1 protein-coding gene is annotated in these 580 nt (G+C 44.1%); it reads left to right on the top strand.

Annotated features, from left to right (window positions below; genetic code table 11):
• Positions 1 to 580 (top strand): cell division protein ZipA C-terminal FtsZ-binding domain-containing protein (locus R7Q48_RS29420; RefSeq protein ID WP_318133896.1); only part of this gene is annotated, 580 nt, incomplete at both ends.

Here is a 580-nt window from a genome sequence, read left to right as displayed (position 1 = left end):
AGATAAAGATTCGGTTGAGCAAGAGCGCAGTTTCGCTCCTGCCCCTGAAGACGATTTCGAAATCATCCGTAAAGATCGCAAAGAACCAGACTTTGGGATGGAAAATACGTTTGATAGTAAGTTTGAGGCAGATCCTTTGCTTGGAGGTGTGGCAGAAGAAAAGCCTTCTGTAAAAGAAGAAGCTGAGGAAATCCCTTCTTTTGTCGCGATGAAAAACGATGTTGAAGATGTAGCAATTCAGCCGTCTGAAGTCGAAGAGCCAATGCAAGAGGTGATTGAAGAAGAGATCATGCCTTCTGCATTTAATGCGTCTAAACAAGAGATGGAAATGGTTGAAGAAGTGGCTCCTGCCGTTGTTGAACAACCAGAAGAGCCAAAGCCAGAGCCGGAAATGCAAGTGATCGTGTTGAATGTTCATTGTGCGGGCGAAGAACCATTTATTGGCACTGAACTTTTTGACAGTATGCAGCAAAATGGTCTTATCTATGGCGAGATGCATATCTTCCATCGTCATGTTGATTTATCTCGTAACGGTAAAGTGCTGTTCAGTGTGGCTAACATGATGCATCCGGGCACACTT

The organism is Vibrio sp. 378 (assembly GCF_033339435.1).
This window is presented reverse-complemented; position numbering and strand designations above follow the sequence as displayed.